Source organism: Faucicola sp. SE7633 (genome assembly GCF_059264685.1).
The window spans coordinates 40,446-53,266 of the sequence record NZ_JCADBW010000006.1 but is presented as its reverse complement, the minus strand read 5'-3'; the positions used below and the strand labels follow the sequence as shown (position 1 = coordinate 53,266).

9 protein-coding genes and 2 tRNA genes are annotated in these 12,821 nt (G+C 50.0%); 4 read left to right on the top strand and 7 right to left on the bottom strand.

What is annotated here, in order from left to right; genetic code table 11:
- Positions 1 to 149 precede the first annotated feature (149 nt).
- The 7 genes from AC5L4R_RS03760 to AC5L4R_RS03730 form a co-directional block, all read right to left on the bottom strand.
- A complete protein-coding gene (locus tag AC5L4R_RS03760) occupies positions 150 to 740 on the bottom strand; it encodes a YceI family protein (RefSeq protein ID WP_494472740.1) in 591 nt (196 codons plus the stop codon).
- A 234-nt stretch (positions 741 to 974) separates the two neighbouring features.
- Positions 975 to 4,946, bottom strand: a complete 3,972-nt coding sequence (gene purL, locus AC5L4R_RS03755; RefSeq protein WP_494472794.1) for a phosphoribosylformylglycinamidine synthase — start codon at positions 4,944 to 4,946, stop codon at positions 975 to 977.
- Positions 4,947 to 4,991: 45 nt separating this feature from the next.
- Entirely contained in the window at positions 4,992 to 5,603 is a 612-nt protein-coding gene (gene coaE / locus AC5L4R_RS03750) for a dephospho-CoA kinase (protein WP_494472739.1), read from the bottom strand.
- Between the two features lie 89 nt (positions 5,604 to 5,692).
- Positions 5,693 to 6,577 (bottom strand): prepilin peptidase, encoded by an 885-nt coding sequence (locus AC5L4R_RS03745; protein WP_494472793.1) that lies wholly within the window; start codon positions 6,575 to 6,577, stop codon positions 5,693 to 5,695.
- A 5-nt stretch (positions 6,578 to 6,582) separates the two neighbouring features.
- Positions 6,583 to 7,806 carry a type II secretion system F family protein gene (locus AC5L4R_RS03740; RefSeq protein WP_494472738.1) on the bottom strand — a complete coding sequence of 408 codons (1,224 nt, stop codon included), beginning with the start codon at positions 7,804 to 7,806 and terminating at the stop codon, positions 6,583 to 6,585.
- 42 nt (positions 7,807 to 7,848) lie between these two features.
- Positions 7,849 to 9,552 (bottom strand): type IV-A pilus assembly ATPase PilB, encoded by a 1,704-nt coding sequence (gene pilB / locus AC5L4R_RS03735; protein ID WP_494472737.1) that lies wholly within the window; start codon positions 9,550 to 9,552, stop codon positions 7,849 to 7,851.
- A 272-nt stretch (positions 9,553 to 9,824) separates the two neighbouring features.
- Entirely contained in the window at positions 9,825 to 10,817 is a 993-nt protein-coding gene (locus tag AC5L4R_RS03730) for an IS5 family transposase (RefSeq protein ID WP_494472736.1), read from the bottom strand.
- Positions 10,818 to 11,151: 334 nt separating this feature from the next.
- Between AC5L4R_RS03730 and tpiA the strand changes: the two genes are divergently transcribed.
- The 4 genes from tpiA (at position 11,152) to AC5L4R_RS03710 (ending at position 12,683) form a co-directional block, all read left to right on the top strand.
- Positions 11,152 to 11,940, top strand: a complete 789-nt coding sequence (tpiA, locus tag AC5L4R_RS03725) for a triose-phosphate isomerase (RefSeq protein ID WP_494472735.1) — start codon at positions 11,152 to 11,154, stop codon at positions 11,938 to 11,940.
- A gap of 77 nt (positions 11,941 to 12,017) precedes the next feature.
- On the top strand, positions 12,018 to 12,338 hold the full coding sequence (gene secG / locus AC5L4R_RS03720; protein WP_494472734.1) for a preprotein translocase subunit SecG: 321 nt from the start codon (positions 12,018 to 12,020) through the stop codon (positions 12,336 to 12,338).
- 98 nt (positions 12,339 to 12,436) lie between these two features.
- Positions 12,437 to 12,520, top strand: a tRNA-Leu gene (locus AC5L4R_RS03715).
- 86 nt (positions 12,521 to 12,606) lie between these two features.
- Positions 12,607 to 12,683, top strand: a tRNA-Met gene (locus AC5L4R_RS03710).
- Positions 12,684 to 12,821: the final 138 nt, after the last annotated feature.

Sequence of the window (12,821 nt, the reverse complement as noted above, 5' to 3'; positions counted from 1 at the left end):
TGCCATGATGTAAAGCTAAAAAATGTGTAAAGCCGTTTGCGGTTTGTATCTAGTGCCATCCGCCATAGCGGCCTGACCACCAAAAAAAAGCCCATTGCAAGGCAACAGGCTTGAACACCATACGGCAATATCGGGTAGAAGCATTTGGCTTAGGGTTTTGCCGCCTCAATTTGGATGTTGAGTTTAACGTATTTAGAAATACCCATGCTGGTGCCATAGTCTAGACCCCAACGCGTGCGGTCAATGCTGGTGACAAAATCGCCACCACAGACTTGGGTTTTGAGCATTGGGCTTTGGTAGCAGTTGAATTTGGTCGCGGTCAAGGTCACAGGGTGGGTTTTACCCAAAAGGGTCAGCTGACCATCCACGCGCGTGACTCGGTTGATACCGTCTTTGTTTTTACCTGCAAAATAAAACTTGGTTGATTTAAAATGCGCGTTTGGATATTGCTCAACATTAAACATATCCGCGCTTTTAAGATGTTTGGTAAAGTGCTCGTTGCCTGTCTCTAGACTTTTGACGGGAATATCAATATCAACGCTGCCTGTACGGTTGGCAGGGTCAAAGTCCACCGTACCTGTGACACCTGTGAACGCACCGTGATTGGTCGTAGTGCCAAAGTGGTCAATGGAGAAATACACATTGGCGTGATTTGGGTCAATTTGGTAAGTCTCGGCGTGGGCGGCCGCGCCCAATGCCAGCACGCCTGCTAAGGCGGCGATTTTACTAAATGCTTGCATGTAGCATGCTCCTTGTTGTTGATTTTTTGGCCATACTTTTTGGTCAAATACTTTTGGACCAGTTATTTGGCTAATTGTGGTTAAGTTTAGCAGGTTTTGATAACCTTGGGCGTTATTTTTAAGTAAAATTTTTTATACAGTCTATTTTAATAAGTATAAATTCATAAAAAATCGCCAACGGAGACGACCATTGGCGATTTGTTTGGCTATTGCGTGTGATGATATGCGCCGCTATTAACGCAAAAATGCGCGCGCGTTACGGAATAAGCGCATCCACGCGCCGTCGCCTTGCCATTCGTCAGGCTTCCAGCTGTGGTTGTGGGCAAGCAAAGTGCGCTCAGGGTGCGGCATCATCAAGGTCACGCGCCCATCATTGCTACAAATACCCGTCACCCCTTGTGCCGAACCATTCGGGTTTAGCGGATAATGCTCGGTGGGTTGCCCATGGCTATCAACGTAGCGCAAGGCTATCTGCCCATGCGCGCTCATGCCTGCGATGTCATCATGGCTCAAGGTGGCAAAGCCCTCACCATGCGCCACCGCAATCGGCAAGATACTGTCTTGCATACCTTTGAGCAGGACAGATTTGGTGCGCTCAACCTTGACATTGACGGTACGCGCCTCAAAACGCCCCGAACAGTTGGCAATAAAGCGCGGGAAGTTTTCTGCCCCCGGAATGAGGTCTTTGAGCTGCGCCATCATCTGACAGCCGTTACACACGCCCAAGGCAAATGTTTCGGGACGGTTAAAGAAACGCACAAACTGCATACGCAAGGCATCGTGAAACAAGATGGATTTTGCCCAGCCTGAGCCTGCACCCAGTACGTCACCGTAGCTAAAGCCGCCGCACGCCACCAGCCCATCGACATCGCGTAAATCAACGCGTCCGCTGAGTAGGTCGCTCATGTGCACATCAAGCGTGTCAAAACCTGCTCGGACAAAGCCTGCTGCCATCTCAAGCTGCCCGTTCACGCCTTGTTCACGCAAAATCGCGACTTTTGGCTTGACGGTGCGGCTATTGAGGTACGGCGCTTCAATGGCTTGATTGAGGTCAAAATTCGCCTGCGCGATCAAGCCGCTGTGCGTGTCATCGGCGATTAGGTCAAACGCCTGCTGCACACAATCGGGGTTGTCACGCCCCATGGCGATATGATAGCCAACTTTGCTCCATGCTTGCTCAAGCGCGACGCGTTCAAAGCACAGCGTTTGGCTTGCGGTCTGTATCAACAAACTGTCTTCATTGGTGGTTTGGCCAATCAATGACAACAACTCACTTGCGCCTGTCTGCTCGGCAAGCGCCATCAGCTCGGCAACGTGCTCAGGCAAGACCTGTATCACCGCGCCCAACTCTTCGGCAAATAATTGCCCAACCAAATTGGCATCATCCAGCACCAGTTTTACGCCTTGGCGGCTGGTAAACTGCATTTCTGCCACCGCTGCGACCAGCCCACCATCACTGATGTCATGATAGGCAGCGATTAGCCCTTGGGCGTTGGCTTGCTGGATAAAATCAAATAGCGCGCGCAAGTCTTCAGGCTTATCTAAATCGGGGCATTCATCACCCAGTTGGCTCAGCGTTTGCGCGACAATCGACCCACCTAGGCGGTATTGTCCACGCGATAGGTCAAGGCGGTACAACGCGCTGTCGGTTTTGACCAGTTCAGGCGTTAGGGTTTTGGCGACATCTTGCACAGGCGCGAATGCGGTGATAATCAGTGACAACGGTGACACCACCGATTTTGCCACACCATCATCCGTCCAGTTGGCACGCATGGATAGCGAATCTTTACCAACAGGAATCGCGATACCCAGCGCAGGGCACAGCTCCTCACCAATCGCATGCACCGCGTCAAACAAGGCTTGGTCTTCGCTGTCCTCACCACACGCCGCCATCCAGTTTGCCGACAGGGTGATATCAGCCAACTTGTCAATACGCGCGCTGGCGATATTGGTAATCGCCTCACCAACCGCCAAGCGCGCCGACGCGGCTGGGCTAATCAACGCCACAGGGGTGCGCTCGCCCATGCTCATGGCCTCACCCGTCATCGGCTGCTCGGTACGGGGCAACAGCGCCGTTGCGGTCACTGCGCAATCGGCAACGGGCACTTGATAACGCCCAACGTACTGGTCACGCACCACCATGCCCGTGATAGAGCGGTCACCAATGCTGATCAAAAATGACTTGTTGGCAACAGTTGGGTGACGCAGCACATCATACACCGCTTGCTCAATATCAAGCGTGGTCAAATCAAGCGCGCGTAGCGTTGGGGCGCTGCGCTCAAAGCTGCGCTGCATGCGCGGTGTGCCACCCAGTAGCACCTGCATGGGCATATCAACAGGCTGGGCATCGCCGTTTTGGTTGAGCAAGGTATCATCAACGACCAACTGACGCACCTGTGTGGCTGTACCAAGCACCGCATACGGGCAACGCTCGCGCGCGCAAATCGCATCAAAGCGTTCGGCATCGTGCGGACGAATCGCCAGTACGTAGCGTTCCTGTGCTTCATTTGACCAAATCGCCATCGGAGACATGCCATTTTCTAAAGACGGCACTTGGCGCAAGTTCAAATGCGCGCCTAGCTCATGGTCATTGACCAATTCGGGCATGGCATTGGACAATCCCCCTGCGCCCACATCGTGAATGGATACAATCGGGTTGCCATCGCCGTGCGCATCTGCCAACGCCCAGCAGCGGTCAATGACTTCCTGACAGCGGCGTTCCATCTCGGCGTTATCGCGCTGCACGGAAGCAAAATCCAACCCTGCATCCAGCGCACCGCTATCAACCGAACTTGCCGCACCACCGCCCAAGCCGATTTGCATCGCAGGCCCGCCAAGTACGATGAGCAAATCACCGGCTTGAATGGCATTTTTTTCAATCAAATTGCGCTTGATGTTGCCATAACCGCCTGCAATCATGATTGGCTTGTGATAGCCGCGCATTTGGCTGCCGTCCTGCTCGGCTGACGTATCAAGCTGAAATGCGCGAAAATAACCAACCAAATTAGGCCGACCAAATTCATTGCTATAGTTTGCCGCCCCCAAAGGCGCGTCGGTCATGATTTGTAGCGCTGATGCCATACGCGCAGGCTTGCCGTAGGCTTGGCTTGTTACCTGTCCGCTTTGCTCCCATTTTTCAGGCAAATTGGGCAAATGCAAATGCGACACATGGTAGCCTGCCAAACCTGCTTTTGGCTTGCCGCCACGCCCCGTCGCGCCCTCGTCGCGAATCTCACCGCCTGATCCCGTCGCCGCGCCTGCGTACGGTGCAATCGCCGTTGGGTGGTTGTGTGTTTCAACTTTCATCAAAATATCAATCATTTCATCATGAAAGCCATAACGCTGGTAAGTTGCGCCAGCGTCATCTTGGTTTGGCAGTGGATAAAAGCGCAAACCATCAAAACCTGCAATCACCGCCGCGTTGTCTTTATACGCAGATAAGATTTGGTTGGGATGTTTTTGGTAAGTGTTTTTAATCATGCCAAATAGCGATTTGGGCTGCACGTTGCCATCAATCGTCCATTCGGCATTAAAAATCTTGTGGCGGCAGTGCTCACTGTTGGCTTGGGCGAACATCATCAATTCAACGTCGGTGGGGTTGCGCCCAAGTTGATTGACATACGCATCCATCAGATAATCAATATCTTGGTTTGATAAAGCAAAGCCAAACTCAAGGTTGGCGCGCTCTAATGCCTCACGCCCCTGCCCGATGACATCGATGTGATTAAGCGGCGCTGGCGCAGCATCTTGTAACAAACGCTCAGCGGCTGCCAAATCATAAAACACACTTTGGGTCATGCGGTCATATAAACATTGCTCAAGCGCTTGTGGCAATGGGTGACTAAGCTGCCCTGTCGCTGTGTGCAGGGTGTACGCCAATACACGCTCCACGCGCTCAACGCCAATACCGCAGTTGTTAAAAATATCCGTTGCCTTACTGGCCCACGGGCTAATCGTGCCAAAACGCGGGCTGACAAACACCTGTAGCGCGTCAGCATTGGGCTGCTTGAGTGTGCACGCTGTACCATCATTGAGCAGTTGCTCAGCTTTGTGCAAATCATCCGCACTCAAAGCAGGCGTGACCCAATACACCTGTTGGCATTCAACCCCAACAATTTGCACCTCGGGCGATGCTGCATTGAGCTGCGCCAGTAATTTGGTGGTTTGAAAATCCGTTAGCCACGGTAAGCCTGCGATCATCGTCATATTCATACAACTTTTGTCCACATTGAATCAGTATTAAGGGAAAAATTAACCAATCTGCGCCGCCATGGTCAAATAGCGTTGGTGCAGCGGCTCTAGCTGGGCGTATAATTCGGCTAAGCTTGCGTTGTTCGTCACCACATCATCGGCTTGCGCAAGTCTTGCCTCGCGCGTTAGCTGATTTGCCATGATACGCTCGATGGATGCCACCGTTTGGCCATCACGTGTGCTGGCGCGCGCAATTTGCAAATCCTCATGGCTATCAATGACCAACACGCGGTGGCACAAATTCGCCAAGCCTGCCTCAGACGCTTCAAGCAGCAACGGCGCGACCAAGACCACATACGGTGAGGTGGCAGCAGCCACTTGCTGTTTGGCGGCATGGCGGATGGCAGGATGGGTGATTTGTTCTAAATCCATCAAGGCTTGTGGACGCTCAAAGATATACTCACGCATCGCGCGGCGGTCAAGCTCGCCCTCTGCCGTCAAGACCCAATCACCAAACTTACCAACAATCTGCCGCAAGGCCTTTGAGCCCTTGGCCACCACCTGCCGCGCCAAAACATCGGCATCAACCACCGTCACGCCTTGTTCAGTAAACCACTCGCTGACCTTTGATTTACCGCTACCAATACCACCCGTCAAACCTAAAACAAACATACCGCCCTATCACCCCATACCAAAAACGCTAAGATCAGCATAACCTTACCCCATGTTATCGCCCAGCCATTATATTTTGCCAAGCCAAGCTAACGCAAACCACCCAAATACCACTGCAAAATATCACTGCCAAACAACAGCGCAATCACGCCTGCCATGGCGATAAATGGACCAAACGCAAACGGGCGGCTTTCGCCTGCGCGTTTGAGCAAAATCACCCCGATGACCGAGCCGACTACCGCAGACAAAAACACAATCAGCGGCAACATGGCCACCCCAAGCCACGCGCCCAGCGCCGCCAATAGCTTAAAATCGCCATAGCCCATGCCCTCTTTGCCCGTGACCAGCAAAAACAGATGATACACCACCCACAAGCACAAAAAACCGACAACATAGCCAAAAATCGCCTGCACAGGCGAGACGAACACACCAAACGCATTCACCAACAAGCCTAAGCCTGCCAGTGGCAAGGTTAAGCTATCGGGCAACAACTGGGTATCAAAATCAATGCCTGTCAGCGCAATCAACACCCACGTGAGCATCAGTCCTGTCAGTGCTTGTATACTGACTCCAAATTGCCAGACCACCAATACCGATAACAAGGCAGTGGCAAGCTCAACCAAGGGATAACGCACGCTGATGGGCGCACCACAACGCCGACAACGTCCACGCAGCATAAGCCAGCTAATCAACGGGATATTATCATACCAACGGATATTGGCATGACAATGCGGGCAGCTTGACGCAGGTTGGCTTAGCGTCATTACAGGCGTGCCAAGCGGCGTGTCCGTTAGCGCACCTTGCTCAGCCGCTAAAAATACCTGACACTCCTGCCGAAAGCGCATCTCCATGATACGTGGCAGCCGATAGATGACGACATTTAAAAAACTACCAACACACAGCCCCAAAATCACCGTCAAGGCATACGCCAACACAGGCAGTTGGCGCAGCAGCTCAACCCAATCGCTTACCATTGCCATTAGCCGACCACGCTGCCCATTTGGAAAATCGGCAAGTACATGGCAATCACCAAGCCACCGACCACCACGCCCAAAAACGCCATAATCATCGGCTCCATTAAGCTTGTCAAACCATCCACGGCGTTGTCCACCTCGTTTTCATAGTACGTGGCGACTTTATCCAGCATCTCCTCAAGACTACCTGCCTCTTCACCGATACCCACCATCTGAATGGCCATGCTGGGGAACAAGTTGGTCGAGCGCATGGCAAATTGCAGCTGCTGCCCTGTAGCCACATCTTGCTTGATTTTTTGGGTCGCATCGTAATACACCACGTTGTTGGTCGCGCCTGCGGTTGAGTCCAGCGCGTCAATCAAGGGCACACCTGCGGCAAACGTGGTTGATAGCGTGCGCGAAAAACGCGCGATAATGGCTTGATAAGCAATGTTACCAAAAATCGGTACTTTGAGCGTCATCCGATCAAGACTGTCACGAAATTTCTTGCTGCGTTTTTGGGCTTCAGAAAATGCCACGATAGCACCACCGATCCCAAACAGTAAAATCCACCAGTATTTTTGCATCCACTCGGACATATTGACGACCATCTGGGTAAACGCTGGCAGCTCTGCGCCAAATGAATGGAACAAATCAGCAAATACGGGCACGACCTTGATGAGCAAAATCGCCGTCACAATCACCGCCACCACAATCACCGCAATCGGGTATTTTAGCGCTTTTTTGATTTTGGCTTTAAGAAGTTCACTTTTTTCTTTGTAGGTTGCCACGCGCTCAAGCATGGTCTCTAGCGCACCTGACTGCTCACCTGCACCGACCAGCGAGCAAAATAAGTCGTCAAAATAGCGTGGATGCTTACGCAGTGCTTGTTCAAACGTGCTGCCTGCTTCGATATCGGCTTTGATGTTTAAAACCAAATCTTTCATGCTGGGGTTGTCAAGCGCGTCAGCAACAATTTCAAACGATTGGGTCAATGGCACGCCGGCCTTCATCATGGTGGCTAACTGGCGCACAAAAATCGCAATGTCAATCGGCTTGATTGACTTTTTCATAGCAAACAACGGCTTAGGTTTTTTCTTGATTGTCTTGACCGTGATGCCTTGCTTACGCAACTGTGCCTTGGCAAGCTCAATGTTGCGGCTGGTTGCCTCACCCTTGACCCTTTCACCGCGGCGGTTAGTACCATCATAGACAAAATCAAGCAGCATTTCAGTTTGCACTTTTGCCATCAGGCTTTCTCCAAAAAATCAATTTGGTGTGTGTTGAATCGGTTAGTCACTGGTGACGCGGTACATCTCTTGAATACTGGTCACGCCTTGGAGCACTTTCATGATACCCGAGCGGCGCAGGTCGCGAAAGCCTTGGGTCATGGCAACGTCTTTAATCTGAATGGCGTTGCCGTCTTCCATGATAATGCGTGAAATCTCAGGCGTAACTTTCATCACTTCATAAATCCCGACACGCCCCTTATAGCCCTCACGGCATTCAGCGCAGCCGACAGGCTCATAAATCACGTTATCAGGATTGTCCAAATCCTCTTGGGTAAAGCCCATCTCCAAAAGGCTTTGGGCAGGGATGTCGGCAGGTTTTTTGCAGACTTTACACAAACGGCGCGCCAACCGCTGGGCGATGACCAAGTTCACTGAGGTGGCGATATTAAACGATGCCACTCCCATGTTGCGTAGCCGCGTCAAGGTCTCGGGTGCTGAGTTGGTGTGTAGCGTTGAGAGCACCATGTGTCCCGTCTGTGCAGCTTTAATAGCGATTTCGGCAGTTTCTAGGTCACGAATCTCACCAACCATCACGATGTCAGGGTCTTGACGCAAGAAGGCTTTGAGCGCGCTGGCAAAGGTCAAGCCCACTTTATTGTTCACATTGACTTGGTTAATCCCCTCAAGGTTAATCTCAACAGGGTCTTCAGCGGTGGAGATGTTGGTTTCAACCGTGTTTAAAATGTTTAGCCCTGTATACAGCGAGACTGTTTTACCCGAGCCCGTCGGCCCTGTGATAAGCAGCATACCTTGCGGTTTTTCAAGCGCCTGCATAAATAGCGCTTTTTGGTCGGGCTCATAGCCAAGCGCGTCAATCCCCAGCATAGCCGATGAAGGGTCTAAAATACGCAGTACAACTTTCTCGCCAAACAGCGTTGGCATGGAATTGACACGAAAATCAATCGCGCGGTCTTTGGAGATTTTTAGCTTAATGCGTCCATCTTGCGGCACACGCCGCTCAGAGATATCCATCTGTGACATGACTTTAAGGCGCGCGGCCAGTTTGCCTGCCAGCTGTACGGGCGGATTAGCAATTTTTTGTAACACACCATCCACACGAAAGCGCACGCGGTAGGATTTTTCATACGGCTCAAAGTGCAAGTCCGATGCACCCATGGTAATCGCTTTGATCAGCATGCTATTGACAAACTTGACCACAGGCGCTTCATCGGTGGTATCAAGCGTGGTTTCGGCAGTGCTGTTGTCAGTGTGCGTCTCATCCTCAAGAACAATATTGCCCATGCCATCAAAATCTGCTATCGCGGACGCAAACAGCTTGTCAATCATGGCTTTGATTTTGTGGTGTTCGGCAACGACGGTCTCAACCGTTTGACGGGTGGCAAAACGCAGCGCGTCCAACGCATCGACGCGTGTTGGGTCACTCATCGCCACAAACAGACGGTTGCCGCGCTCAAAGATTGGCAGCACCGTAAATTCACGAATGATTTTCTCTTCAATCGCTGCTTTGGGCACATACTCGGGGTTGAGCGCGTCCAAGTCAATGAGCGGGTCACCAAACTCACGCGCAATTAGCCACGCAATTTGCGTTGGATTGGCAAGTTTGTTATCGACCAAGTACGCAATCAGATTGACGCGTTCTTGTTGGCTTTGTGCCAATGCCGCTTGCATGGCCTCTTCTTTGATGAGTCCTTCTTGCACCAATCGCAGTGCGATACCGCCAAAACTTGGAAACGCCGCTGACATACTGCCCCCTTATTATGGTCAATTTTGTCGTGGTTTGACCGTTAAACCCATACCGTTTAACGGTCGATTTGGATATTTAGCATATTTTAAATATTTAAAGAGACCTTTGCACAAACCAGCGACCATCTCTCGACACCAATTTCAAACTCAACTAAAAACTGGAATTGGTGTTAAAGAAGTGAAGAAAGTCACCGAATTGGCATAAAAGCCTCCTAAATTGCCGTAAATTAACGTCTATTGGCTAGTTTTACCAACCGATAGACACAATAACCCTAAGCGACCCCATATTTTCGCTTCAAGCCTAGGGCAGTTTTTAAATTATGCACTATGCTTGCAAGCAAAGTACTGGTATGAAATTGCATTAACCCAAGGTGACGAGCCTTGCTCATCCCATAATGCAATTTAAAATGACCGAATACCCGTTCTACCGTATTTCTGGTTTGGCTCTTTTGGGTATTGGTATGTTTCTGCTCTTTAGTAAGTGGTGTATTACGCCATGCCCTATCATGGATATGATTGTTGATAGGCGGCTCATGCTCGGCAAGATAGTCGTCATGGGCTTGGCTTTTATACGCACTGTCGGCGTAAACGGCAGATTCATCACCTGTTAAAAGCGTGGTAAAACATTGTGAATCATGGACATTAGCAGGGGTGGTTTGAACTTTTTTGACAAAGCTGTCTTCATCACAGTTAAGATGGATTTTATAGCCATAGGTGGTTTTGAGTGTCCCTGTACTGTCTTTTTTACTGACGTAGGCAGCTTGTCTGTCTTGGGTATTGTTGGTATGTTTGCCTTTTTTAGCTCGTTTGTTTTTGGCTTCAACGATACTGGCATCAATGATGCTAACACTGCCTGCTTTGATGATGATGTTTTGCTCGGCTAGTTGCTCATTGATTTGGTTGAATAAGGGTTCAATGAGTCCAAGTTCACCTAGGTGTTTGTGGTATCGCCAGATGGTGCTGTGGTCGGGTACGTTATCGGTAAGTGATAATCCAACAAAGCGACGAAATAGTAAGTCTCGTGCTAGCTGTTTTTCCATGGCTGGGGCAGATAGGTTATAGAGTTTTTGTAGTAACAAGATTTTAAACATGATGACTGGGTGAAAGGCACTTTCACCACGTTCACTGCTATGGACGTGGCGTAGAGTGTGTTCGATAGTTTGCCAGTTTATAAGGTCGTGTAGTTCATCAAGCTCTTCAATGGCTTTGTGAGCGTTAATGAGACTGTCTGCTAGGGACAGTTGCCCTGTTTGTTTCCATGCCATATTCGTGTCTTTTGCTATCTGGTTGATTTTACTGTATTATATCATTTTTACAAACTTTTGTGCATTTGTTCGTGCAAAGGTTTCTTAAATAAATAGGCTAAAAATAATAGGCGTAAAAAAACTGGCTTTAACACCTTATTTTAGCATAAAAATTTGTCAAACAAGGTGTGCATATTTGGCCAATCAACAACACGCCAATAAATTGTACCGTACAATTGGACAAATAATGTTACAATACGCCATTTATTGCTATACTCTTAATAGCCATTATCGCCCTGATTTTGCTGTGCTGTTATTTTAAGTCGAATTAAAATGAATCATCAAGTGAGTCTGTATGTCTATTTCTGCCATTCAACCCACCGCTTGGGTTATCGCCAATTGGAAAATGCATCCTGTCAGCCCATCTGCCGCGTCTGAGCTTGCGCGGTCACTGCAGCAAAATGCCCATGCCATCCCAGATGCCATGCAAGTTATCGTTGCGCCAAGTTTTGTGCATCTAGCACAGGTTGGACAACAACTTGAGGGCACTCCGATTGGTCTTGCGGCGCAGGATATTTGTGCCCATAGCCCCGATATGGGCGCGTTTACAGGCGATATCTCCGCACAAATGTTGGCAGATATTGGCGTGGCGTGGGTGATTATCGGGCATTCTGAACGCCGCCAATACGCTGGCGAAAATAATGCCATCTTGGCACAAAAAATCACCCACGCCCAGCAGGCAGGCTTAGGCGTGGTGCTGTGCGTGGGTGAGACACAAGCGCAGTTTGAAGCAGGACAAACCCAAAGTGTATTGGCGCAACAACTTGCCGTGCTAAACGATGTCCAGCAAGCTCACCAGACGGCTACCCCAGCGCGCTTTTTGATTGCTTATGAGCCTGTTTGGGCGATTGGCAGTGGGCAGGTTGCAAGCCCCGAGCAAGTCAGCGCCATTCACGGTTTTATCAAGGCTACGCTAGCCGCCTACCACCAAAACCTAGCCGATACGCCAATTTTGTATGGTGGCAGCGTCAAAGCTGACAATGCCGCCGCATTCGCCCAAGCGCAAAATGTGGCAGGGGTGTTGGTGGGTGGTGCGTCCCTGGATGCAACAAGTTTTTATCAGATTATCCAAGCATTTGCTTAGCGATTTTGGCAAATTTTGGCTATAATAATGCGTTTTATCTTATCACCCCTCACAAGCGACGGCGAGTTTAACAGCGTATGTACAATGCAATTTTAGCCCTTCATATCATTGTGGCGATTGCCATGATTGGTTTGATTTTGATTCAGCATGGCAAAGGCGCGGATGCAGGGGCATCATTTGGCGGTGGTGCGTCGGGTACAGTCTTTGGTGCGGCAGGCACGGCAAACTTTTTGACCCGTACCACGGCGATTTTGACGGCGATTTTTTTCATCACCAGTTTGACACTGGCGGTATTTGCCAAACAACAAGCGCTTGACAGCCGTACGCTTGATATCAGTGGGGTGACACCTGCCAAGACCGTGCCTGCTGCCCCAACCCGCCCAACACCTGCGCCTTAATTGCGCAAGGCCGCATATTTTGCTTGCATTCTGACAAAGTTTTGTTAAAATACTTCGCCTACTTACCAAGCTTGGCACAGGTCAGGCTTAGCTGATTTGCGATTGTGGTGGAATTGGTAGACACGCTATCTTGAGGGGGTAGTGCTTTACGCGTGAGGGTTCAAGTCCCTCCAATCGCACCAAGCCATTTATGGGATATTTGCTAAATTTTTTAGCAAAAGGTATTGACAAGCCAAATGATATCCGTATAATAGGCAGCCTAAATTGATGCGGGGTGGAGCAGTCTGGTAGCTCGTCGGGCTCATAACCCGAAGGTCGTTGGTTCAAATCCAGCCCCCGCTACCACTTTTAGCTTATATTTTACTGGTTGATGGTATAATATAAGATTGGCGTAAGCCAAGTTGGACGCTGGATTTTTTTGAAGCCCACCCATCAGATTGTGGGTTTTTTTGTATTTGTCGATTGTAAAATGCAGCGTTTTAT

Coding starts and splice junctions, on each gene's coding strand:
- purL (WP_494472794.1), bottom strand. CDS start 4,946: ATGACGATGATCGCAGGCTTACCGTGGCTAACGGATTTTCAAACCACC.
- AC5L4R_RS03745 (WP_494472793.1), bottom strand. CDS start 6,577: ATGGTAAGCGATTGGGTTGAGCTGCTGCGCCAACTGCCTGTGTTGGCG.
- secG (WP_494472734.1), top strand. CDS start 12,018: ATGTACAATGCAATTTTAGCCCTTCATATCATTGTGGCGATTGCCATG.
- AC5L4R_RS03760 (WP_494472740.1), bottom strand. CDS start 740: ATGCAAGCATTTAGTAAAATCGCCGCCTTAGCAGGCGTGCTGGCATTG.
- tpiA (WP_494472735.1), top strand. CDS start 11,152: ATGTCTATTTCTGCCATTCAACCCACCGCTTGGGTTATCGCCAATTGG.
- AC5L4R_RS03740 (WP_494472738.1), bottom strand. CDS start 7,806: ATGGCAAAAGTGCAAACTGAAATGCTGCTTGATTTTGTCTATGATGGT.
- AC5L4R_RS03730 (WP_494472736.1), bottom strand. CDS start 10,817: ATGGCATGGAAACAAACAGGGCAACTGTCCCTAGCAGACAGTCTCATT.
- pilB (WP_494472737.1), bottom strand. CDS start 9,552: ATGTCAGCGGCGTTTCCAAGTTTTGGCGGTATCGCACTGCGATTGGTG.
- coaE (WP_494472739.1), bottom strand. CDS start 5,603: ATGTTTGTTTTAGGTTTGACGGGTGGTATTGGTAGCGGTAAATCAAAG.